Source organism: Streptomyces bathyalis, from assembly GCF_015910445.1.
In the GTDB taxonomy this organism is placed as follows: domain Bacteria; phylum Actinomycetota; class Actinomycetes; order Streptomycetales; family Streptomycetaceae; genus Streptomyces; species Streptomyces bathyalis.
Genome location: NZ_CP048882.1, coordinates 5335181 through 5358526 on the forward strand (window position 1 = coordinate 5335181; position 23346 = coordinate 5358526).

The window sequence follows — 23346 nt, forward strand, 5'->3', positions numbered from 1 at the left end:
ACAACGATGTTCGCTCCGGAGACATCCATCGTGAGTCCCCGAATAGCCCGAGTGGCTCAGGCCGTCGAGGCCGGGAACCACGACGCCCTCGACGAGCTCTGGAAAGAGGTCGCGGAGTCCGGTGCACCGCTGATGGAACAGGTCGGGGACGACGAGTCCCGGACGCTGGTCACCTTCCTGTGGCGGGATCCGGGCGACACCGAGAACGTCCTCGTGCTCTTCTTCAGCGCGCCGAGCAACGAGGACTTCAGCGAATACCGGATGGAGAACCTTCCGGGCACCGATCTCTGGTACAAGTCCTACTTCCTGCCCTCGGACCTGCGGACGACCTACCTGTTCTCGGTCAACGACCCGATGGTGCCCTTCACGTCCTACGCGGAGGTCCTCGGGCGCCTCCCGGCCTACCGGACCGACCCGCTGAATCCGGCCGACTACACGCTCCTGGGGAATCCGAACACGTTCAAGGTGTCGGTGCTCGAGCTGCCCGGTGCTCCGAAGCAGCCGTGGAACATCGCCCGCCGCGGGGTGCCGAGGGGCAAGACCCACATGCACTCCATGGACAGCTCGATCCTGGGGACCAAGCACCACATCAGCGTCTACGTACCGCCCGGCTACGACACCGAGGGCGAGGAGTACAACGTGTTCCTCCTCTTCGACGGGTGGTCGTACTACAACTTCGCGTCCATCACGACGGTCATGGACAACCTGATCTACACCGGCCGGATACCTCCGTACGTCCTGGTGATGCACACCAACGAGGACCAGGACATCCGTGCCCGCGAACTGCCCTGTCACGAGCCGTTCAACGAATTCCTCGTCCAGGAGCTGATGCCCTGGGTCCACGAGAATTACCACATCACCTCGGACCCGGCGCGCACCGTTCTCGGCGGCTCCTGCTTCGGGGGTCTGGCGGCGGCGTATTCGGCATTCAAGTCGCCCGAGCGGTTCGGCAACGTGATCTCACAGTCGGGCTCGTTCTGGTGGCCGGGGAAGGACAATCCCGACTTCGAAGACGAGTGGATGACGAAGCAGTACGCGGAAAGTCCCAGGCTTCCCGTCCGTTTCTCCATGGATATCGGGAGCCTGGAACGGGCCATCATGGAATACGACCCGATGACGACGCACCGGAACATGCGTGACGTCCTCCAGGAAAAGGGTTACGAGGTCGACTACTTCGAATACACCGGCGGACACGACATGGTCTGCTGGCGCGGCTCCATCGTCGACCGGCTCATTTCCTTCCACCCGAAGCCGAAGGGCTCCACGCCGAAGAAGCAGGCGTGATGGCCGGCCGTCTGCTCGGAAACGCCGACTCCGCGACGTCCGGCGATGAATGCCCACTCGAATCCGCAACAGTCCGAAAGGTGTTGACCCGATGAGCAATGCCACGATCACTGTGCTGCCGGGAGACGGCGTCGGGCCCGAGGTGACGTCGCAGGCGCTCCAGGTCCTGCGAGCCGTGGAGGACCTGTACGGCCACACCTTCACGGTCCACCGCGGGCTGGTCGGCCTCGACGCCATCGAGGAGCAAGGGGTCGCGATCTCGGACGCCACGTTCGAGACGTGTGCGCACAGCGACGCCATACTCTTCGGCGCCGTCGGCGGCCTGCCCGCCGCTGCGAAGCGCGCAGGCGGCCCCCGTCCGGAGCAGGCACTCTTCCGCCTGCGCAAGGAATTCGGGTTCTTCGCCAACCTCCGGCCCGTCCGGCCCGTCGAGGCGATGTACGAGGCGTCCCCGCTGAAGCCCGAGTACCTCAAGGGCACGGACATGATCTTCGTGCGGGAGCTGTCGGCCGGCCTGTACTACGGGCACTTGGACTCGGTCCCCGGCAAGCCCAGCGAGATCCGCCACAACGGGCAGGAGGCGGAGGCCGTCGACACCCTGCTGTACACGGAGCAGGAGATCGAACGCGTCGTGCGTGCCGCCTTCGAGATCGCCGCCGGCCGCCGGAGGAAGGTCACCTCCGTCGACAAGGCCAACGTGCTGAGCTCCTCCGTCCTGTGGCGGGAGGTCGTGGAGCGCGTGGCGCGTGACCACCCCACCGTGGCCTGGGAGCACATGCTCGTCGACGCCTGCGCCATGCAACTGATCCGTGATCCCGCGGACTTCGACGTCGTCGTCACCGAGAACCTGTTCGGCGACATCCTCACCGACGAGGCGTCGATGCTCACGGGCTCCATCGGGATGCTGCCCTCGGCGAGCCTCGGGGTCCGGCGCACCGAGGCCGGGATGTTCGGGCTGTACGAGCCGATTCACGGCTCCGCCCCGGACATCGTCGGCCAGGACAAGGCCAACCCCATCGGCGCGGTTCTCTCCGCGGCGCTCCTTCTGCGCCATTCCCTCGGACTGACACGGGAGGCCGCGGCCGTCGAAGAGGCCGTCGAGGACGTGCTCCGCGAGGGCTACCGGACCGTGGACATCCACGAAGGGGGATGCACGGTCGTCGGAACCAGCGAGATGGGACAGCGGATCCGGCACAAGCTGACGCGGTCCTGACCCACCCGGCCGGCTCGTCCCCGAGGGACGAAGCGGTCCCGAACCCCCTTCAAGTGCGCGCTGTCCGACGAATCCGTAGCTGGAGGTCTTCCACTGATGATGCTGCAGAGTTCCTCCCCCGGGGCCGGGGGAGCCCTCGAAGAGCAGCGGCTGCTCATCCGGCGGGCCCGCAAGGAAATCCTTCAGCGCCACAGAGGCCGCCTGGGGACCGGTGCGGAGCCGCCCATCAGGGTGATGGCGCGGATCGTCCAGGACCTCGAACGGGAATGCGCGGAGCGCGACTTCACGCCGGAGGCCATCCGGCTGGAGATCGTCAACCGCACCATCGGTGACGTCAATCTGCGCCTCGTCACCGAGTGCGAAGGGGAAGAGGGAGGTCCCGCGGATTTCCGGATGCTGGGCGACGAGCTCGGCATCGCCCTGCCGGGAGAGGACCTCAACGGATTCACCGCGTCGGGTGACGGCTACCACTGGCTCAGGGCCCGGATGCTGGATGCGGAACGGGAACTCCTCGCCGCCGGCTACGACCCGCGCATCTACGACATCCACGGCGTGGGCAATCCGGTCCTGCGCGGCCGGCTCGCCGAGGAGATGCGGCAATGGGGGCTGTCGGTCTCCGCGCAGCACGTGGCCCTCGGGCTGGGCGCGACGGACTGCATCGACAAGGTCCTCCGAGGTCTCGCGCACCTTGCCGGACTGCGCTCCCAGCCTCCCGGCGCCGTCCTCTTCGCCGCTCCCGGATTCAACATGCCGGAACTCCAGGCCGCGTCCTACGGGTACCGGCTGCATTCGGTCCGCACCCGTGCCGAGGACGGTTTCAAGCTGACCGGGCCGCTGCTCGCCCAGCACCTCGAAGAGAACCCGGACATCAACGTCGTCTACCTGACGGTGACGAACAACCCGACCACGTTCGCGTATTCGCCCGGGGAACTCGCCGCCATGCAGGACGTCCTGCGGGGATGCGCACAGCGAGGACGGCGCGTGCACGTCCTCGCGGACCTGGCGTACGTCGGTACGGGCCGGCCCGAAGACGACCGGGCGCGCATGCGGAGCCTCACGTCCGCCGAGGACGTGGCCGGCCAGATGATCTACGTGAGCAGCCTCTCCAAGACCCACACGCTGACCGGGGAGAGATTCGGCTGGGTCGCTTTCGGCGACACGGAATTCGCCCGGAACATGGGATCCAGCTGGACGAACAGCGTGGGTTCACTTCCCGGCGAATGGCAGCTGCGGTTCATGGCCTATCACGACCTCTTCCGGGAGAACCCCCGGTTGATCGAAAAGATCCGCGAGTTCTACCGGCTGCGTCGTTCCCGGCTGCGGCAGCAGCTGGAGCGATTCGACAAGGAGCATCAACTCTTTGAGCACATCTATCTCGACGACGACGCGACCATTTACAACTGGAGCAGGCTCAGGGCAGGTGAGGACTGCTTCTCCGTCCTCGAGAAGACCGGTCTTGCCGGCATTCCCGGCTCAACCTTCGGTTATTCCGACGACTACATCCGCTTTTCGGTCGGCATCCTTCCCGTCGTCATGGACTGACGTACGCCCCTGCCGCCGAGTGATCGCTTTTCCGACAAGGAGAGATCATGCTGAAGGAAACACCCAGGTCCGAAGACGCCGGGAAGCCGGCGATGAACTGCGCCGATGTCCCGATGAACTTCAACTGGAACAGCGAGGAGAGCCCGCTCTCCCCGCTGCCGGTGAACATGCCCGGCGAGCCGGCCGCTTCGCGGACCGCCGGCACGGAGATTCTCTCGGAATGTCTGAGGGACGGTCTCCAGGGAATATCCGGCTATCCGTCGGTGGACAAGATGATGCAGTACCTGCATCTGCTCGACGACTTCGGCATCAAGTACGCCACCGTCGGCATCTACCCCGGTAACGCCGACACGCTCGACGCGACGATGAAGCAGCTTCTCGCGCGCATGCGGGACGAGGTTCCCTCGATCGTTCCGTCCGTGCTCTCCATGTGCACCGAGGACTCCCTGAAGTGGACCGTCGAGTGCAGGGAAATCCACCCGGCCCTCGAATCCCTCGTGTTCATGGGCAGCGCCCCGTCGCGGAGGCTCGCCCAGGGATGGGACATGGACTTCATCCTGGACAAGCTGGACACGTTCATCAGGAAGACCGTGGAGATGGGCATCCCCGTCATCGCGGGGACCGAGCACACGACTCAGACCTCTCCCGAGGACGTTCGCGCGATCGTCCGCACGCAGGTCGAGGCCGGCGCGTACTGCATCGCCCTGGCGGACACCATCGGAATCATCCGGCCGCTCGGCACCTACCGCCTCGTGCGCTTCGTCCGCGACGAGCTCGAAGCCCTGGGCGCGTCCGAGGTGAAGCTGGACTGGCACGGCCACCGCGACACCGGGAACGCGCTGAGCAACGCGATGATGGCGACCGCGGCCGGGATCGACCGCATCCACGTCGTCTCACGCGGCGTCGGTGAGCGTTCCGGCAACGCCTCCCTGGAAGAGGTCGTGCTGAACCTCGCGGCGATCGAGGCGGAGGCCGGTCTCCCCGTCCGGTGGGAGATGCGGCAGCTGCTCCAACTGATCACGTTCTACGAGGAGATGGTCGGCGTCCCGACGCCGGAGCACGGGGTGCTCGGGCAGCGCTACAGCCACACGTCCTCGGGCATCCACACTGACGCCATCCTCAAGGCCTACGGCCTGGCCGACAGGGCCCGGGAGGCGAAGGACTTCGCGCTGGAGCGCCGGCTGCGCGAGATGGCCCGCACCGTGTACTCGGCCGTCGATCCGGCCACCGTCGGCGGCACCCAGTCCGTGGGCGTCAGCCCCTGGAGCGGGCAGAGCGCCGTGAGGCTCGCCTACATGAACAGCGGACGCGACCCCCGGCAGCTCTCGCCGGAAACCGTGGAGAGGGTCCTCGCCCGCGCGAATGAGCTGGGCCGCGAACTGACTCCGGATGAGCTGGAAGAGAGCTACGCGGAGGCGTACGCACCCCATGGAGCCTGAGCTCCCCCGACGACCACAGGCACGCTTGGAGAGACCTTCGATGCCCCGAACGATGTTCGAAAAGATCTGGGACGCGCACGTCGTGCGTGACGAGCCCGGAGAGGTGCCGATGCTCTACATCGACCGGCATCTCACGCACGAGGCGACGTCGCCGCAGGCTTTCGCCGGACTGAGGGCGAGGAAGCTTCCGGTTCACCGTCCCGACTCCGTCGTCGCCGTGATCGACCACAACGTCCCGACGGTTCCGGGCCGCAGGCTCATCGACGTCGTGGACGACCAGAGCGTCATGTGCATCGAGACGATGGAGGAGAACGCGCGGGACTTCGGCGTGAAGCTCCTCGACATGAACGACGCGGACCAGGGAATCGTCCACGTCGTCGGGCCGGAACTCGGCCTGTCGCTCCCCGGCATGACGGTCGTGTGCGGTGACTCCCACACCTCGACGCACGGTGCCCTCGGCATCTTCGCGGTCGGTATCGGAACCAGCGAGGTGGAGCACGTGCTGGCCACCCAGTGCCTGCTCCAGCAGAAGCCCAGGACGATGAACATCGTCGTCGACGGTGTGCTGGCGCCCGGCGTGACCGCGAAGGACATCGCTCTGGCCGTGATCCGCAAGCTCGGCACCGACGTCGGTACGCACCACGTCATCGAGTTCAGCGGTTCCGCCGTCCGCTCCCTCACGATCGAGGGGCGCATGACGCTGTGCAACATGGCGATCGAGGCCGGAGCGAGGGCGGGCATGGTCGCCCCCGACGACGTCACGATCGAGTACGTGCGCGGGCGGCGTTTCGCGCCCTCGGGCGAGCTCTTCGAACTCGCGGCAGCGCAGTGGAAGCAGCTCGCCAGCGATCCGGGTGCCCGCTTCGACGCGGAACACCACCTGGACGTCGGCGAGTTGGTCCCGCAAGTCACCTGGGGAACCAACCCCGGCATGGTCGCCGACGTCACCGGGACCGTTCCGGACCCGGCCGCCGAGAGCGACCCGGCGACCCGCGCCGGGCTCGAACAGGCCCTGGAGTACATGGGTCTTGAGCCCGGTCAGCGCATCCAGGACGTCGGCGTCGACACGGTCTTCATCGGGTCCTGCACCAACTCGAGGCTGGAGGACCTTCGCATCGCGGCCGGGTTCGCCGCCGGCAAGCGGGTCGCGGAAGGCGTGCGCGCCATCGTCGTCCCGGGCTCGATGAACGTCCGCCGTCAGGCCGAGGAGGAAGGACTGGCGGACATCTTCCGCGAGGCGGGATTCGAGTGGCGTGAGGCCGGCTGCAGCATGTGCATCGCCATGAACGGCGACCGCCTCGCGCCGGGTGAGCGATGCGCATCCACCAGCAACCGCAACTTCGAGGGGCGCCAGGGACGCGGAGGACGGACCCATCTCGTCAGCCCCGGCACGGCGGCCGCAACGGCTGTCGCCGGTCGCTTCGCCGACGTTCGTGACCTGTAGAGAAAGGACCTCCTCCGTGGAGAAGTTCATCACGCATGACGGCATCGCCGTGCCGCTGGCGCGTACCAACGTGAACACGGACGACATCATTCCCGCGCGCTTTCTCAAGTCGGTCCGCCGCACGGGCTTCGGGATATCCCTGTTCGCCAACTGGCGGTACCTGGAGGACGGGAGCACGCCCGATCCGAACTTCGTTCTCAACCAGCCGGGTTACGAGGACGCGAGCATCCTCGTGGCCGGAGAGAACTTCGGCTGCGGCTCCTCGCGCGAACACGCGCCGTGGGCGCTGAGGGAGTACGGATTCCGCTGCATCATCGCCCCCGGCTTCGCGGACATCTTCCACAACAACTGCTTCAACAGCAGCATCCTCCCCATCGTTCTGGCCTCTTCCGAGGTCGACGCGCTCCTCGGCTCGCTGGAGCCGGGCGCGTCCACGCTGCACATCGACCTCCCGGAGCAGTCGGTGACGACCGGGGACGGATCCACCTTCCGCTTCGAGATCGACCCCTTCAAGAAGAACTCGGTCATGGAGGGCCTCGACAACATCGGATGGTCGCTGTCGCACAAGGACGAAATCCTCGCCTACGAAAAGCGCCGCAGGCAGGAGGTTCCTTGGCTCTTTCCATAGCGGACCGCGGACCTGTCAGTCCTGGTCGTCCATCAGGACGGCGTGACGAGAACCGGCAAGAACCCACCTGAAAACAGAAGTTGGAGATCAGCAATGGAAAGCAGCGAGATGAAGGTCCTCATCAACGACGAGGAGCAGTACTCCCTCTGGCCGGGCTACCTCGCCATTCCCGCGGGCTGGCGGGACACCGGCGTCGGCGGCACGAAGGAGGAGTGCCTCGTCTACGTGAAGGAGTCCTGGAGGGACATGCGCCCCCGGAGCCTGCGCGTGCAGATGGAGGAGTCGGCGGGCAAGGTCGCCCACGCCTGACCGGCCCGCCGGGTCCGTCACCCGCGCATGATCACTCGTCAGAAGACCGCAGCAGTTACGGAGGAACCATCCATGGACGAGCTCGTCGAACGTCTCTCGGCCGAGGGGCAGAACGTCGTTGTCGGCGGCCCTTCCCCCTCCGCGGGGGAGTTCCGGCAGCGCATCACGGAGAGGGGCTACGTCTTCATCAAGTTCCCTGATTCCCGCGGGGGTACGGACCTCGGCGTGCGCGTCGACGAGGACGCAACCGATGTCAGCAGGGCGGACTTCGCCAACGCCACCGGAAGCGTGCACATCGAGGGAACGCTGACGCTGAACTACGTGAAGGTCCGCTGCGTCGCCGACATCGAGCTGTCGTCGCTCAGCGGGCAAGGCCACCTGGTGGCGCTCGACGAGGTCTTCGCCGAGTAACCGCCGTTCGTCACCGGGGCATTGAGCCCCGTGTGACGGGCACTGACGAGATCCGCCGGTGACGCCCGCTGCCCGACCCGGTGGAGGCGGGTCCTCGTGCGGCCGGACGAGAGATCACATCCTCGTCCACCGCCCGCAGGACCCGCCTGGCGTTCCACCGGGCGCGCGGCGCCTGGCGGCGAGAACGCCCGGAGCCGCATGGCCCTCGACGCCGTCGACGTCGCCACCTGCGGCGAGGACGGGGTGCGAGGAGGCCACCGCGGTGAAGGCGGAGGTCGTCGTCGACGGGGAGGCGAGGTGCTGGCCGGCAGCGGCAACGGCCCGCCGGCCGCCTTCTTCGACGCCCTCCAGGCCATCGACGTCGACGTGCGGCGCCTGGACCACGTCGAGCACACCATGAGCGAGGGCGCCGGGTCGCAGGCCGTGGCGTGCATCGAGCGCGTCCTCGACGGCAAGATCCTCTGCGGCGGGGGAATCGAGGCGAACCTCGTCCGCGCCTCCCGGGACTGTCGCGGGGAAGCCGGCCCCTTCGGGCGTGGCGACCACGGATGCCTGAAGGCGCTTGGCCTGAGAGCTCCGGACGGGTGTGCAGACATGAGAAAGACCAGCGTTTCCGCTGGTCAGATGGGTCAGGCGCCCCCGGCAGGACTCGAACCTGCGGCCAAGCGCTTAGAAGGCGCCTGCTCTATCCACTGAGCTACGGGGGCCGGTCTCGGTCGCGGAGGGTGGGCTTGCCTCCGGGTGACCGTGGCGCGGTCAAGGATAGGGGTCCCCGTGGCTGGCGCTGTCTGCTTCACGTCCGCGACACCTTGTGGAGGTTCAGTGAAGCGCTCCCGATAATCGCAGGCGGGTGCGATTCATGCAGCGGTTTTCGCTGTGAGCCGCACGGGTGTTGCTCAGTCGTTATGGCTGCGCCGGTCGGGACGGGCCCGGCCGTGGGCCACATGGTGCGAATGGCTCTATTCGCGCCCGAAACCGATTGTTTTTGCAGTGCAGAACCGTGGATACACTTCAAAAACTGGCAGAATTTGGGCATTCTTCGCATGTGGCGATCTTGAACGTACGGCCTGAACTGCTCGACGCACTGTCGGCGCTCCGCGATGGCGTCGCCGCCGCACGCTTTCCGTTGCCGCTCCCCGGAGCAGACCGCGCCGCCCGCTCGCGGGACGAACTCCTCGCCCAGCTCGACGACTACCTCATGCCGCGCCTGCGTGCCCCCAAGGCGCCGCTGCTCGCGGTGGTCGGCGGTTCCACGGGCGCCGGGAAGTCGACACTCGTCAACTCGCTTGTGGGGCGCAGGGTCAGCGAGGCGGGCGTGTTGCGCCCCACCACGCGTACGCCCGTACTCGTGTGTCATCCCGAGGACGAGCACTGGTTCGCGGGACAGCGCGTACTGCCCCGCCTCGGCCGCGTATGGATGCCCCGTCAGGACGGGCCCGCCGCCGGACCCGACGACGATGTGCGGGGCTGCGCCGCAGAGGAACTGCTCGGCACCGACGACGGCCAGGACGAGGAGGAGGGCGAGCGCGCACTGCGCATCGAGACCGACGCCGCCCTCCCGCCCGGACTCGCCCTGCTCGACGCCCCCGACATCGACTCCCTCGTCGCCGCCAACCGCGACCTCGCGGCCGAGCTGCTCTGCGCCGCCGACATCTGGGTGCTGGTGACGACCGCCGCGCGCTACGCGGACGCGGTGCCCTGGCATCTGCTGCGCACGGCGAGGGAGTACGACGTCACGCTCGTCACCGTCCTGGACCGTGTGCCGCACCAGATCGCCTCCGACGTGGCCCGGCAGTACGGGTCGCTGCTCATCCGCGAGGGCCTGGCCGACGTTCCGCGCTTCACCGTTCCCGAACTGCCGGAGTCCGCGGCGGGTTCGGGGCTGCTTCCGGCGACCGCCGTCGCCGGTCTGCGCAACTGGCTCACGCAGCGGGCGCTCGACCCGGCGGCGCGCGCCGTGGCCGGGCGCCGCACGGCGGCCGGGGCTCTCGCGTCGCTGCGCTCTCGCGTCGCGTCGCTGGCGAACGCCTCGGCGGCGCAGCACGCCGCGGCGATGCGGCTGACGGGACACATCGAAGAGGCGTACGAGGAAGCGCGGGTGCGGGTGCGCCGGAACATCGCGGTCGGCGAACTCCTCGCAGGCGACGCGGCCGCGCTCTGGCGCGGATTTCCCGTCGACAGCCGCGCCGAGGAAGTGCTGGACGCCTTCGAGGCAGGGCTGACCACGCTGCTCGCCTCCTCCGTCGCCGCCGCCGACGAGCGCGTGGCCGAAGCGTGGCGCCAGGATCCCGCGTCGCCCGGCACCGAGATCACGGACATCGCCACCGGACGGGCCGTACGGAGCACCCGCGCCGGCCAGGACGCGGCCGACGGACGTGGCCGGATGAACCTGCTCGTACGGCGCTGGCGGCGCTGCCTCGAAGAACTGTCCGAGGAGGAAGCGCGCGCTGTGGACCACGGGTTCGGGCGAGACGCGGAGGAGGCCACGGCGATGCTGGCGACGGCCCTCGTGGGCGGTGGCCAGGCCGCCGGCGCGTACCGCGCCCTCGCGGCCGCCTTCGGCGAGCCGAGCGCCCGGCGGTTGCGCGAGTGCGGCATCCGGCTCCTGGCGACGTACGTCGAGCGGGCGCTGTACGGGGAGCGCGACAGGCGTCTGGCGCCGTTGGACGCGCTCGAGGCCGGGCCGGACCCGCAGGTCGATCTGATCGCCGCGCTGTCGGTGCTTCGCAAGGCGGAGGCGGCGGCGAGGTCGGGGCCCGGAGCACGGAAGTTGTCGCAGTCGCAGACGGAGAGGTGACCGCAGTGTCCACAGCGGATGTTCGGGCCGACGGCACGTGCGATGAGGAACAGGCCGCTCCGGCTTCTCACGCCGCCGACCACGGTCCGGGTCACGGGGCCGAGCAGGCCGTGGAACCCGCGTCGGCCGCCGGACCCGCCGGCTCCGGCCAAGCAGGCGAGAGCCCCGAGGCCGTGGTCGCGGGCGAGGAGAGCGCCTGGGACGACGGGCTGATCGCCCGGCGGGCCAGCGGGGCGAGGCCGCCCGGGGAGCGCCAGGGACGGTCGAGGACCTCCGCGCTGTGGGGCACGGACCTCGATCCGGCACTTTCGGACGACCCGGCGGATGCGCGGGGCGCAGCGGTCCGCGGTGGCGACACGGGTGGCACCGGCTCCCAGGAGCCTTCCCTGAGAGGCAAGTTGCCGGACCAGCCCATGACGGCGTGGCCGATGAGGGACACGCACTCCCGCGACGGGTACGACAACCAGGCGTCCGGCGAGCAGAGCGTGCTGGGCCGCCGGATGGCCGCGCTGCGGAGACTTGTCGACCTGTCGAGAACGCGGCTGCCCAGGCAGTTGCTCGCGGAGGCCGACCGCGTACTGGATGCCGCCGACGCACGCGAGCGGCTCTCCCGCAGATACACCACCGTCGCGATCGCGGGGGCGACCGGAAGCGGCAAGTCCTCGCTTTTCAACGCGCTCGCCGGAACGCGCCTCTCCCAGGCGGGCATGCGCAGACCGACGACCGCCACACCCGTCGCCTGTTCCTGGGAGGTGCCGGGCGCGGGCCCTGCCGACGGGCTCCTGGACCGGCTCGGCATCCCGCCGTCCACCCGTCGTCTGATGCGCCAGGAGTCCGACTGGCGAGGGCGGATCGACGAGGGGGCGCGCAGCGAACTGGAGGGGCTCATCCTCATCGACCTCCCCGACCACGACTCGGCGGCAGAGGGTCACCGGGAACAGGTGGAGCGGCTGCTGCGGCTCGTCGATGCCGTCGTGTGGGTGGTCGACCCCGAGAAGTACGCGGACGCCGTCCTGCACGAGCGCTACCTGCGTCCCCTTGCCGGATACGCCGAGGTGACGTTCATCGTCCTGAACCAGACCGACCGGCTGCCCGGCGACGCGACGGGCGCCGTACTGAACGACCTGCGGCGGCTCCTCGACGAGGACGGGATGGCCCTGGGCGAGCACGGTGAGCCTGGTGCGCGCGTGCTGGCGACCTCGGCACTGGTGGGGGAGGGGATCGACGAACTCCGCACGGAACTGGCGTCCTTCGTGGCCGAGCGCCGGGCCGCATCGCTGCGCCTGAGCGCCGACCTGGACGTGGTGGTGCAGCGGCTGCGGCCGTCCTACGAGAACCAGGGTCCGGTGACGGGCGTGAACGCACCCACGGGACTCACGGAGGACGTGCGGGAGGTCTTCTCCGACCAACTGGCTCGCGCGGCGGGCGCGATGGTCGCCGGTCAGGCCGCGGAGCGGGCCTGGCTGCGGAGCGCCGAACGGGCGTGCGGTACCCCGTGGGCGCAGCTGCATCATTGGTACGAAGGGCGCCGGTCCCGCAAGAGGGTCGCGGCGCTGGCGGCGGCCGAGACGGACGTCGAGTTGGGCCCCGGGGTGGACGAGGTCTCCGGCGAGGCCACCGTCGATGCGGCCGTTCACATGCCGGGCGGTGACGCACCAGAGGGTGCGGCCGGTCAGCCGCACGGTGACCCGCTGCTCGACATGGACGCAACCCGCCGATACGGCGATGACGAGGACGGTTCGGCCCTTCCCGGGCCCCTTCCGGGCGGCGACGGGCGGCCGCGGGTGGCTCGGCCCGTGGTGGCGCACGCGGTGCGCACGGTGGTGGAGCAGGCGGCGGCGGGGCTGCCCGAGACATGGCGCAGGTCCGTACGCGAGGCCGCGTGGCGCGGAGCCGCGGGACTGCCGGAGGCGCTGGACGAGATGCTGCGCGAGGGTGCGGAGCCGGACGGCTGGAGTTCCCAGGGCGCAGCCTCCGCGAACCGGAGGTCCGAGCACGCGGAGACGGCGGCCCCGGAGGCGCGGCACCCGGCGCCGCCCCGCCGCCCGTTCTGGTGGAACCTCGCGCTGGTGGGTCAACTGTTCCTGCTGCTGGTCCAGTTGGGCGGGGCGGGGTGCGTGGTCGCTGCGAGCCTCGGGGTGGACCTCGTCCCGCACTGGGTGGGTGTGGTGGTCCTCGTCGGCGGTGTGCTCGGCGGTTCGCTCCTCTCGTGGGGATGCAGATTCGCCGCCCGTGGGCCGGCGGCCGAGCACGGGAGGCGTGAGGAGTGGCGGCTGAGGCGGCTCGTCACGGGGTGCGGGCAGGTGCACGTGCTGGAACCGGTGGCCGCGGAGCTGCTGCGCTACCGGGAGGTGCGCGAGCAGTACGTCATCGCGGCGGGTGACGGCGCGACGCTGTAGCGGGTGCTGGGGCGAGACGCCCCAGCCTCTTCAACCCCTCTTGCGGGTGGCGCCGTTGTCCACAACTCTTCGGTAGTCCCCAGCTCAGAGCGGCATTTCCGCAATCGGTGCAAGCTGGATCGACCCCGGCGGGACGATCGCCGGGGAGGACCAGCTGCCGGGCAGTCAGGCCGGCGCGGAAGGCGCGGAAGAGGGGGCGTATGAACGAGACGCATGTGACGGTCGTGGGGAACGTCGCGACACGGGTCGAGTTCAGGACGACGGCGGCGGGGGTGCCGCTGGCCCGGTTCAGGCTCGCCAGCACGGTGCGCCGCTTCGACCCGCAGGAGCGCGTCTGGTCCGACGCCGGCACGAGCTTCTACACCGTCTGGGCCCGCCGGGGGCTCGCCGAGAACGTGGCCTCGTCGGTGATGGTCGGTGAACCGGTCATCGTGACCGGTCAGTTCCGCATCCAGGAGTCCGCGCGCGACGGGCAGCACTACGTCTCCGCAGAGCTCTCCGCGTCGTCCGTAGGGCACGATCTCTCGCGCGGCACATCGGCCTTCGTCCGGGTCTCACCGGGGCGGCGGGGTCTCACGGGGAGTGGCCGGAGCGACGGGGGCGGCGAGTCCCTGCCCGGCGTTCCGGAGCCCGCCGCGGACGTAGCGGAGGCCAATGTTCCAGGTCAGTCGGCCGGGCCTTGATCGTCCCGGTCCGCCGGATTCGCTGATAACGATTATGAGTCGGAACGCTTGAACGACCCGATCGGCGGGGACCGGGGGGCGTCTGCCTCCCTACGATCCCCCAGTGGCTGACGGGGATTCAGTGCTTGCGGCGGGACAGCACGACCCGACCATCCGGTCACCGCAGTGACCGCTCAACTGTCGTGCCTGTGCCGCCCGGAGGGGAATTTCATGAGGTTCGTGCGCGGAGTCGTGACCGTCATGGGCGGGCACGTGGCCGCACGTGCGGTGCGACGTTCTGCCGCCGCACTGTTCGCAGCCGTTCTGCTGACCGCGGGCGTGACCGCGACGGCCGCTCCTGCAGCCGCGGCGACCGGTGACGAGCCGTCACGGCAGAGTGGTGCCACAGCCACTCTGGAAGGGCTGAAGACCTACGGACAGGCCGTCGTCCACGAGGACGGCGAGAAGCTGACCACCGGCGCGGGCCTCTTCGAAATGGCGGTCGACGGGGGCGGCAGGCTCCAGACGTACGGCCTCGACGTGGACAACCCCACGCAGCAGCACGCGCGTTACGGCGAGACGGACTGGGGCCGTACGTCGTTGTACGACAACCCCCGAGCCGGAAAGATCCTCTGGATACTCAGGCACTCCTACCCGCAGGTGGACGACCTGCGTGCGCTCGCGAAGTCGTCTCGGGCGGGGAAGCTCTCGCCGCAGACGGCGGCCGCGGGCACGCAGGTGGCCATATGGCGCTTCACCGACGGCCGGGCGGAAGGCCCCGGTGAGGGCGGCGGTGTCAGCATCGACGCGGTCGATCCCGCCGCGGAGAAGTTGGCCGATCATCTGGAGCGGTCCGCCCGGCGGATGGCGGAGCCCAAGCCCTCACTGACCCTCGGTCCCGGGACCCTCTCCCGGAGGAGCGGCAGCCGGCTCGGCCCCTTCACGGTGCGTACCGGGGCGCCCGACGCCGCCGTATCGCAGACGCCGGGCTCCGCCGTGCCGGGAGCGCGGATCGTGGGCCGCGACGGCAAGCCGGTGACGTCGGTACGGGACGGCGCACAGCTGTACCTCGACGTGCCGGAGGAGCGGCGCAGCGGTGAGGGCTCGATGACGGTGCAGGCCGCGACGAAGGTGCCGGTCGGGCGCGCGTTCACGGGCGTGGGGGGCCATGCGGCGAGCCAGGCACAGATCCTCGCCGGGTCCAGCCGGTCGATGGTCTCCGCGAGCGCAGCGGTCAAGTGGTCGAAGAGCGGAGCGATACCCGCCGTGAAGGCGGAGGAGAGCTGCGCGAGGGAGGGGGTGACCTTCACCGTCGCCAATGCCGGTGACCGCCCCTTCCGGTTCCGGCTCGCCGGCCTCGAGCACGCGGTGGGGGAGGCCAGCTCGCGGACGTTCACGGTGCCGGTGGGCGAGGACCAGGCGTACCGGATCCCGCTCGCGGGGCGGCACGGCGCGGCAAGGTCATTCACGGGCGTGCTGGACTGCGCCACCAAGAGCTCGGTGCCCGTCACGGCGACCGGAACGAACGCCGATGCCGAGGGCGCGCCGCAGCTGCGGACGGCCACGGTGGGCGGCGGGAGCGGCTCCGGCAAGTCCGACGGAGGCGACCTCGCCGAGACCGGGACGAACAGCACGGAGCTGATAGCCGGCACCGCGGTCGGCCTCGTGGCGCTCGGCGCGATGGCCGTGCTCGCGGTGCGCAGGAAGAATCCGGACGACGGCGGCGTTCACCAAGCGTGAGGCGGCGCCGCGCACCACGGCGCCGGGCGCTCGGGCCGCAGGGCCATCCGCCCCGTTTCGGGGTCTGGGCCCTTGTGCGGCAAGATGGGTGCCGTATGCCCATGCGGCGCAGCCGCGCACCGAAACCTACTGACTGCCGGACGGTTCCTCTTGGCTGAGTACATCTACACCCTTCGCAAGGCGCGCAAGGCGCACGGAGACAAGGTGATCCTCGACGACGTCACCTTGAGCTTCCTGCCCGGCGCGAAGATCGGTGTCGTGGGACCCAACGGTGCCGGCAAGTCGACGGTGCTGCACATCATGGCCGGGCTCGACCAGCCCTCCAACGGTGACGCGCAGCTCGCTCCCGGCTACACCGTGGGCATCCTGCTGCAGGAGCCGCCGCTGGACGAGTCGAAGACCGTCCTGGAGAACGTCGAGGCCGGAGTCGCGGACACCAAGGGCAAGCTCGACCGGTTCAACGAGATCGCCGAGCAGATGGCGACCGAGTACACCGACGAGTTGATGGAGGAGATGGGCAAGCTCCAGGAGCAGCTCGACCACTCCAACGCCTGGGACCTGGAGTCCCAGCTCGAGCAGGCCATGGACGCCCTGGGCTGCCCGCCCGGCGACTGGCCCGTCACGAACCTCTCCGGCGGTGAGAAGCGCCGCGTCGCGCTGTGCAAGCTCCTGCTGGAGCAGCCCGACCTGCTCCTCCTCGACGAGCCCACCAACCACCTGGACGCCGAGTCCGTCCAGTGGCTGGAGCAGCACCTCGCGCAGTACCCGGGCACCGTCGTCGCCATCACCCACGACCGGTACTTCCTGGACAACGTCGCCGGCTGGATCATGGAGCTCGACCGCGGCCGCGCCATCGGCTACGAGGGCAACTACTCCACGTACCTGGAGAAGAAGCAGTCCCGTCTGAAGGTCGAGGGCCAGAAGGACGCCAAGCGCGCGAAGCGGCTCAAGGACGAGCTGGAGTGGGTCCGCTCCAACGCCAAGGGCCGCCAGGCCAAGTCGCGGGCGAGGCTGACCCGTTACGAGGAGATGGCCGCCGAGGCGGAGAAGACCCGGAAGCTGGACTTCGAGGAGATCCAGATCCCGCCGGGGCCGCGCCTGGGCAACGTCGTCGTCGAGGTCGAGCACCTGAGCAAGGGCTTCGGCGACAAGGTCCTCATCGACGATCTCTCCTTCACGCTGCCGCGCAACGGCATCGTCGGCGTGATCGGGCCGAACGGCGCGGGCAAGACGACGCTGTTCAAGATGCTCCAGGGCTTCGAGGAGCCGGACTCCGGCGTCATCAAGGTCGGCGACTCCGTCAAGATCTCCTACGTCGACCAGAGCAGGGAGAACATCGACGGGAAGAAGACGCTGTGGGCCGTCGTCTCCGACGAGCTGGACTACATCAACGTGGGCCAGGTCGAGATGCCTTCACGCGCGTACGTGTCGGCCTTCGGCTTCAAGGGCCCCGACCAGCAGAAGCCCGCGGGCGTGCTCTCCGGCGGTGAGCGCAACCGGCTGAACCTCGCGCTCACGCTCAAGCAGGGCGGCAACCTGCTCCTGCTCGACGAGCCGACCAACGACCTCGACGTCGAGACGCTCTCCTCGCTGGAGAACGCGCTGCTGGACTTCCCCGGCTGCGCCGTTGTCGTCTCCCACGACCGCTGGTTCCTCGACCGCGTCGCCACGCACATCCTCGCTTACGAGGGCGAGTCCAAGTGGTTCTGGTTCGAGGGCAACTTCGAGTCGTACGAGAAGAACAAGATCGAGCGGCTGGGCCCGGACGCCGCGCGCCCGCACCGCGCCACGTACAAGAAGCTCACCCGCGGCTGAGGCAGGCTGATCGGTTCACGTGCGTCACACATACCAGTGCCCCCTGCGCTGGTCGGACATGGATGCCTACGGGCACGTCAACAACGTCGTCCACCTCCGCTACCTGGAGGAGGCGCGGATCGACTTCATGTTCCGGCTGGCGGGGGAGGCGGTGGCCACCACGGACGAACCGGCGCCGTTCAAGGCCGGTTGCGTGGTGGCACGGCACGAGATCGACTATCTGAAGCCCCTCTTCCACCGGTACGAGCCGGTCACGGTCGAGACCTGGGTGACGAAACTGAACGCGGCCTCGGCCACGATCGCCTACGAGATCAAGGACGCGGGAACGGTATACGTGCGGGCCGAGACCGTCCTCGTCCCCTACGACCTGGAGAAGGAGCACCCACGCCGGCTCAGCGCCGGTGAACGGGCGTTCCTGGAGGGCTACTTCGATGACAGCGCGGCCGCACCTCGTATTCGCTGACCCGGGAGAGGCCGCGGGGCTCGACGCTTTTCTGCAGCGTCTGCTGCGCTGGGAGAAGGCCGCGGCCGTGCGCATCCAGGCCGGGAGCGGCGTCGTCGGCGTCTTCGCGAAGCCGGCCCGCTTCGAGGTGGTCGCCGTGCGGACGGCCCGGCTGCTGGAGCCCGCCGAGGTCGACGTCACCGTCTCGGCGGGTGAACTCCTCGAGGGCATCGACGAGTCGGCCGAGGCTTTCACGGTGCCCGCGGCGGTGACCGGTCCGCCGTGGGCGGGGGTTCTGCCGCCGCGCGGGGGCTGGGAGGCCTTCGGCGAGGTGCCCGCGGACGCGGTACGGGCGGTCGCCGCAGCGGCCGTGGGCGAATTCCGCGAGCGTGCCGAGAAGCTGGGCCGCCAGGAGCGCACCCGCGAGAAGCTCGACGCGCTCGCCGAGGAGATCTGGTCCCGGCCGCTGGGCAGGACCCAGCTGCCGCTGCGCGCCGCGCACGCGGCTCACGCGCTGGGCTTCCTCACCGGCGAGGGGCCGCTGAAGCTTCTCCGGACCGGCTCATGGCTGCGGCTCCGCACGCCTGGCGGTTCGGTGGTCGTACGGAGCGGCAGCGACAAGGCTCCGGGGCTGAGCGTCACCCCGGTCTGACCGCCCGGCCGCCCGGGCCGCGTCCGCCGACGGTTCAGCCGGTGAACCGGGCGCTCAGTCAGGGGAGTTGACCATGGAGCCGGCCGCGTACACGAGGTAGTCCCACAGTTGGCGTTCGTGCTCGGGCGCGAGTCCGAGGCTGTCGACGGCGTCCCGCATGTGCTTCAGCCACGCGTCATGGGCGGCACGGTCGACCTTGAACGGCACGTGCCGCATGCGCAGCCTGGGGTGTCCCCGCTGGTCGCTGTACGTGCGCGGGCCGCCCCAGTACTGGATGAGGAAGAGCGTCAGCCGCTCCTCGGCGGGGCCGAGGTCCTCCTCCGGGTACATGGGCCGCAGCAGCGGGTCCTCGGCGACACCCTGGTAGAAGCGGTGCACGAGCCGCCTGAAGGTCGCCTCGCCTCCGACCTGCTCGTAGAAGGTCTGCGTCTGCAAGCTGCCGCGCGGAATCTCCATCACGCCCCCCATGGTCGCAGATGGCTCCACCGCGTCGTCCGGCGTCGTCGAGGCCCCTCTCGGTCCCGGCCTGGTCCCGGCCTCCTTTCGGGCCGAGGAGCGTGCGAGAGACGTCCTTCGCCGGTACACCCTGTCCGCAGCCCCCGTCCCCGCCCAGCGGCAGGGACGGGCGCCGGAACCGCTATGCGTCGTCCCAGCGGAAGAGCCTCGAGGCGATCAGGGTGACCACGGCTGCGAACAGCAGCAGCCCGCCCATCACGGGCAGTGCCGCGCTCCAGGACTCGCCCCTGCTCAGCACGGCCTGCATCGCCTCCGCGAGGTGGGTGAGCGGCAGGAAGCCGGAGACGGTACGCACCCAGGCGGGCGCGATCTCCAGCGGGAAGAACGAGCCCGACAGGAAGGCCATGGGCAGGACGATGATCTGCGCGAGACCGTTCGCGGCCTCCTCCGTCTTCGCCCACGAGCCTATGAGCAGGCCCAGCGACATGAACGCCAGAGTGCCGCAGGCGACCAGCGGCAGGCACAGCCACCAGTTCCCGGACAGCTTCAGCCCGTAGAGGGGGAGCGTGGCCAGGCCGATGAAGATGCCGGTCTGCGCGAACGCCAGCACGAGGTTCACACCGATACGTGCGCCGATCACCGACCCCGGGCCCACGGGCGCCAGCCACAACCGCCGCAGGATCCGTTTCTTGCGCCAGCTGACGAGGTTGAGCGCCGACCCGAAGACTCCGCCCATCGCCACGGCCCAGCTGAGCAGCCCCGGAGTGAGGAACTGGATGGGCTTGACCGACTCGTCCTCGACGCGCTGAGTCGTCAGGCGGTACGCGGGGGGCTGCCCCGTCGCCGCCTGGTTGGCCTGCTGGACGACGGAGTCGACGACGCCTCGCACGTTGCCGGCGCGTACCGAGTCGGCGGCCGAGTAGCGCAGCGTGATCTCGCCCTTGCCGCCCTCGAAGACGGCGGCGTCGGTGTCTCCCTCGCGCACCTTCTTCAGCGCCGCGGCGCGTGCGTCCGCCGAGCCGTCCGTCTTCTCGATGCTCAACACGCCGCGCAGTTCCGCGCGTTGCTGTTCCGGGATGTCATCGAGGATCTTGACGTCGCCGACCTGGACGATCTTCGCCTCGGCCGTGGAGTCGTTGTTGAACAGGGCGCCGAACAGCGCCAGGAACATCAACGGGAAGACGAGCATGAAGAAGACGGCGGCCCGGTCCCGCAGCAGCCCGAGCGCCATGGCCTTCGAGAGGCTGACGAAGCTCTTCATTCCCGGTACTCCCTCCCCGTGAGCTGGAGGAAGACGTCCTCCAGCGACCGCACGCCCAGCTCCTCCACCAGCTGCGCGGGAGCGCCCACCCGCAGGATCCGGCCGTTGTCCATCACGGCCACGCGGTCGCACAGTTGCTCGGCCTCGTCCATGTAGTGCGTCGTCAGCACCACGGTGCGGCCCTCGGAATTGATCGTGCGGAGGAGATCCCACAGATTCCGCCGGGCCTGAGGGTCGAGGCCGGTGGTGGGTTCGTCGAGAAAGACCAGCTCGGGGTCGTGCACGAGCGCGCAGGCTATGGACAGTCGCTGCGCCTGGCCGCCCGAGAGCTTGTTCTCGCGAGTGCCGCGCTTGTCGGTCAACCCGACGGTCTCGAGCATCTCGTCAGCGCGGGCTCCGGGCACCCCGTAGAGGGAGGCGAAGGTGTGTATCTGCTCGCGTGCGCTGAGCCGTTCGAAGAACGCCGACGCCTGCAATTGCACGCCTATCCGGCGCAGCAGTTCCGGCTTGCGGGGCCAGGACGGCTCTCCCAGCAGCCGGGCAGTGCCCTCGTCCGGCTCCCGCAGGCCTTCGATGATCTCCAGCGTCGTCGTCTTGCCCGCCCCGTTCGGCCCGAGGATGCCGTAGAACTCGCCCCGTTCCACCTCGAAGGAGACGCCGTCGACGGCCTGGGTCTCCCCGTAGCGCTTGCGCAGCCCCTCGGCCGTGATCGCTTTCGATGTCATGCCGGGAGGCTAGCGGCGGAACGTCACCTTCAGGCCTCGCGCGTACGGCGTCCGGGCAGCACAGTGGAGGCATGCCAGCTGCTTCGGATCTTGTGCGGCAGATCGTCGCCGGCGGTTCGCTCGCCGATCCCGCGTGGCAGGCAGCCTTCGCGGAGGTGCCGCGCGAGCTGTTCGTGCCGTACTACTACGTGACCGTCTCCGGCGGGCGCCAGGAGCGGCTGTGGCGGGACGACCCCGATCCCGGGCGCCGCGAGCGCTGGCTGGCGGGCGTGTACGACGATCTGCCGCTGGCCACGCGTGTGCGCGACGGCGAATTGATCTCCTCCAGCAGCCAGCCCTCGTTGATGGCGCGCATGCTGGAGGCGCTGGATGTGCGGGACGGCATGCGCGTGCTGGAGATCGGCACCGGGTCGGGCTACAACGCGGCTCTGCTCGCGCACCGGCTGGGCGACGAGCGGATCACCACGGTCGACCTCGAGCCGGGCATCACCGGCACCGCCCGTGAGCACCTGGCCGCCGCCGGATACCGGCCCCGGATCGTCACGGGGGACGGCGCGCTCGGGGCTCCCGCGTACGCCCCCTACGACCGCGTCATCGCCACCTGCGCGCTGCGCGCCGTCCCGCCCGCCTGGCTGGCGCAGAGCGTGCCGGGTGGGGTGGTCCTCGCACCGGTGGGCACCGGACTCGTATCGCTGCGCGTGGAGGGGCCGCGGGAGGGGGAGGGCCGCTTCCTCGCGACGCCCGCGTACTTCGTGCCGCTCCGGGGCGGTGGCGTGCCGGGGGAGGCCGTGCAGCCGGCGGCCCCCGCGCACGGCATCCCCCGGCACGCGCAGCGGCAGGACTCCTTCCACTTCCTCTTCAGCCTCGCGGGAGGCTCGGTGGAGCCGCACGACGCCTACGAGTTGTGGCGCGAGGCCGGCCGTCCCGAGCGCGAGCGCTACGGCGTGACGGTCAGGGACGGACTCCAGTGGGCGTGGCTCGACGATCCGGACGGGCCGCACACCTGGCCGCTCGGCGGCGGCGCGTGAGGACCCGAAAAGGCCAAGAGGCTCTCCCGGGCGCTGGTCAGGGCGGGTTCCGGGATGCATTGGCTCGGCTCCAGGGCGTGTTCCGGGATGCGTTCGCTGCGCTCCAGGGCGGGACCCGGCGCACGTGCCGTTCCGGGATGAACTTCGACCATCGGATGTGAACTTCCGCACCCCGGAAGGAAATACAGGGCTTCACCCTCCAGCGCTCCGATGCCGGCGTCTAGTTTCGGAGGGTGCTCAGCGGCTGGTCCTTCCTCACCCTGCTCGGCGGCGTCGTGCTGCTGGGCTCCTCCGTGCAACGGCTGGCCGGCATCGGATTCGGGTTGCTCGCGTCACCCGGTCTGGTGCTGCTCATGGGCCCCGTGCAGGGCGTGGCGCTCGTCAACTGCGCGGGCGTCGTCATCGGCATCGCCGGGCTCGCGACGAGCTGGCGGCAGGTGCAGTTGCGGACGATGCTTCCGCTCGTCGCCGCCGCTGCCCTCACCGTTCCACTGGGGGCCTGGCTCGCGTTGCGGCTCCCGGAACCCGTGCTGCTCACCGGGTTCGGCGGACTCGTCACCGCCGCCGTGCTGCTGGTGATGTGCGGTGCCCGCGTCAGAGCCCTGCACGGCAGGGGCGGCGCCGTCGCGGCGGGTGCGGCGAGCGGATTCCTGAACTCGGCCGCGGGGACGGGCGGTCCGGCGCTCTCCCTGTACGCCGTCAACGCCGGCTGGACGGCGGTGGAGTTCGTGCCCAACGCCCAGTTCTACGGACTCGTCGTCAACTTCATGTCGGCCGCCGCCAAGGGGCTGCCGCATCTGACCCGGCCCGCCTGGCTGTTGGTCGCCGGAACCATGGCGGTGGGCATCGTGCTCGGACATCTGCTCGCGGCCCGCACTCCGGAGAAGGGGGCACGCCGCATCATCCTGGGACTCGCGCTCATCGGCGGAGTCGCAACTGCGGCGAAGGGACTGTGGCTGCTGGTGTGAGGGGAACCGGCGCCGGGCGGGCGGCGTGTTCCCGGGGGACGGACGGGGTCCGCGGGTGACGTCCGGGGCACGGTGGGTACGGCAGGTCCCGATCCGAACAAGATCCCGGTGGAAACAGTGTGGTTGATGTT

20 protein-coding genes, 1 tRNA gene and 1 pseudogene are annotated in these 23346 nt (G+C 69.6%); 18 read left to right on the forward strand and 4 right to left on the reverse strand.

The window, feature by feature from the left end; translation table 11 throughout:
* Nucleotides 1-6 precede the first annotated feature (6 nt).
* The 9 genes and pseudogenes from fes to G4Z16_RS32680 form a co-directional block, all read left to right on the forward strand.
* On the forward strand, nt 7-1284 hold the full coding sequence (fes, locus tag G4Z16_RS23090; protein WP_197352594.1) for an enterochelin esterase: 1278 nt from the start codon (nt 7-9) through the stop codon (nt 1282-1284).
* A 91-nt stretch (nt 1285-1375) separates the two neighbouring features.
* Entirely contained in the window at nt 1376-2497 is a 1122-nt protein-coding gene (leuB, locus tag G4Z16_RS23095) for a 3-isopropylmalate dehydrogenase (RefSeq protein ID WP_197352595.1), read from the forward strand.
* 96 nt (nt 2498-2593) lie between these two features.
* Entirely contained in the window at nt 2594-4039 is a 1446-nt protein-coding gene (locus G4Z16_RS23100) for a pyridoxal phosphate-dependent aminotransferase (protein ID WP_197352596.1), read from the forward strand.
* 47 nt (nt 4040-4086) lie between these two features.
* Nucleotides 4087-5478: a hypothetical protein gene (locus G4Z16_RS23105; RefSeq protein ID WP_197352597.1), complete on the forward strand. Its 1392-nt coding sequence runs from the start codon at nt 4087-4089 to the stop codon at nt 5476-5478.
* Between the two features lie 40 nt (nt 5479-5518).
* Nucleotides 5519-6922 carry a 3-isopropylmalate dehydratase large subunit gene (leuC, locus tag G4Z16_RS23110; RefSeq protein WP_197352598.1) on the forward strand — a complete coding sequence of 468 codons (1404 nt, stop codon included), beginning with the start codon at nt 5519-5521 and terminating at the stop codon, nt 6920-6922.
* Nucleotides 6923-6938: 16 nt separating this feature from the next.
* Nucleotides 6939-7550 (forward strand): 3-isopropylmalate dehydratase small subunit, encoded by a 612-nt coding sequence (gene leuD, locus G4Z16_RS23115; protein ID WP_028435177.1) that lies wholly within the window; start codon nt 6939-6941, stop codon nt 7548-7550.
* 93 nt (nt 7551-7643) lie between these two features.
* Nucleotides 7644-7859, forward strand: a complete 216-nt coding sequence (locus G4Z16_RS23120) for an MbtH family protein (RefSeq protein ID WP_197352599.1) — start codon at nt 7644-7646, stop codon at nt 7857-7859.
* A gap of 72 nt (nt 7860-7931) precedes the next feature.
* Nucleotides 7932-8270, forward strand: coding sequence for a hypothetical protein (locus tag G4Z16_RS23125; RefSeq protein WP_197352600.1), 339 nt, complete (start codon nt 7932-7934; stop codon nt 8268-8270).
* 198 nt (nt 8271-8468) lie between these two features.
* Nucleotides 8469-8711: pseudogene (locus G4Z16_RS32680) on the forward strand (hypothetical protein); the annotation flags it as partial.
* 193 nt (nt 8712-8904) lie between these two features.
* Here the strand turns inward: G4Z16_RS32680 and G4Z16_RS23135 are convergent.
* A tRNA-Arg gene (locus G4Z16_RS23135) sits at nt 8905-8977 on the reverse strand.
* A 338-nt stretch (nt 8978-9315) separates the two neighbouring features.
* On the opposite strand from G4Z16_RS23135, the gene G4Z16_RS23140 reads away from it, so the two are divergent.
* From G4Z16_RS23140 to G4Z16_RS23170, 7 genes are all read left to right on the forward strand, one after another.
* The gene (locus G4Z16_RS23140) at nt 9316-11067 is read left to right on the forward strand and encodes a dynamin family protein (RefSeq protein WP_197352601.1); all 1752 of its coding nucleotides are present in this window, start codon (nt 9316-9318) and stop codon (nt 11065-11067) included.
* A 428-nt stretch (nt 11068-11495) separates the two neighbouring features.
* Nucleotides 11496-13466, forward strand: a complete 1971-nt coding sequence (locus G4Z16_RS23145) for a GTPase (RefSeq protein WP_425508179.1) — start codon at nt 11496-11498, stop codon at nt 13464-13466.
* Nucleotides 13467-13666: 200 nt separating this feature from the next.
* Nucleotides 13667-14149, forward strand: coding sequence for a single-stranded DNA-binding protein (locus G4Z16_RS23150; protein WP_197352602.1), 483 nt, complete (start codon nt 13667-13669; stop codon nt 14147-14149).
* A gap of 210 nt (nt 14150-14359) precedes the next feature.
* Complete coding sequence (locus G4Z16_RS23155; RefSeq protein ID WP_246531010.1) at nt 14360-15868, forward strand: thioester domain-containing protein; 1509 nt, start codon at nt 14360-14362, stop codon at nt 15866-15868.
* 150 nt (nt 15869-16018) lie between these two features.
* Nucleotides 16019-17683: an energy-dependent translational throttle protein EttA gene (ettA, locus tag G4Z16_RS23160; RefSeq protein WP_197352603.1), complete on the forward strand. Its 1665-nt coding sequence runs from the start codon at nt 16019-16021 to the stop codon at nt 17681-17683.
* Between the two features lie 19 nt (nt 17684-17702).
* Nucleotides 17703-18146, forward strand: coding sequence for an acyl-CoA thioesterase (locus G4Z16_RS23165; RefSeq protein ID WP_343070890.1), 444 nt, complete (start codon nt 17703-17705; stop codon nt 18144-18146).
* Nucleotides 18115-18777 (forward strand): DUF8185 domain-containing protein, encoded by a 663-nt coding sequence (locus tag G4Z16_RS23170; protein ID WP_197352605.1) that lies wholly within the window; start codon nt 18115-18117, stop codon nt 18775-18777. The genes G4Z16_RS23165 and G4Z16_RS23170 overlap by 32 nt, the downstream gene beginning before the upstream one ends.
* Nucleotides 18778-18831: 54 nt before the next feature.
* Here G4Z16_RS23170 and G4Z16_RS23175 read toward each other — a convergent pair whose 3' ends face one another.
* From G4Z16_RS23175 to G4Z16_RS23185, 3 genes are all read right to left on the reverse strand, one after another.
* A complete protein-coding gene (locus tag G4Z16_RS23175) occupies nt 18832-19245 on the reverse strand; it encodes a globin (RefSeq protein ID WP_197352606.1) in 414 nt (137 codons plus the stop codon).
* Between the two features lie 169 nt (nt 19246-19414).
* Entirely contained in the window at nt 19415-20494 is a 1080-nt protein-coding gene (locus G4Z16_RS23180) for an ABC transporter permease (RefSeq protein ID WP_197352607.1), read from the reverse strand.
* Complete coding sequence (locus tag G4Z16_RS23185) at nt 20491-21219, reverse strand: ABC transporter ATP-binding protein (protein ID WP_197352608.1); 729 nt, start codon at nt 21217-21219, stop codon at nt 20491-20493. The genes G4Z16_RS23180 and G4Z16_RS23185 overlap by 4 nt, the downstream gene beginning before the upstream one ends.
* A 71-nt stretch (nt 21220-21290) precedes the next feature.
* Here G4Z16_RS23185 and G4Z16_RS23190 point away from each other — a divergent pair, with 71 nt between their 5' ends.
* Complete coding sequence (locus tag G4Z16_RS23190; protein WP_197352609.1) at nt 21291-22247, forward strand: methyltransferase domain-containing protein; 957 nt, start codon at nt 21291-21293, stop codon at nt 22245-22247.
* Between the two features lie 233 nt (nt 22248-22480).
* Nucleotides 22481-23215 (forward strand): sulfite exporter TauE/SafE family protein, encoded by a 735-nt coding sequence (locus tag G4Z16_RS23195; RefSeq protein WP_246531011.1) that lies wholly within the window; start codon nt 22481-22483, stop codon nt 23213-23215.
* The last annotated feature ends 131 nt before the right edge of the window (nt 23216-23346 follow it).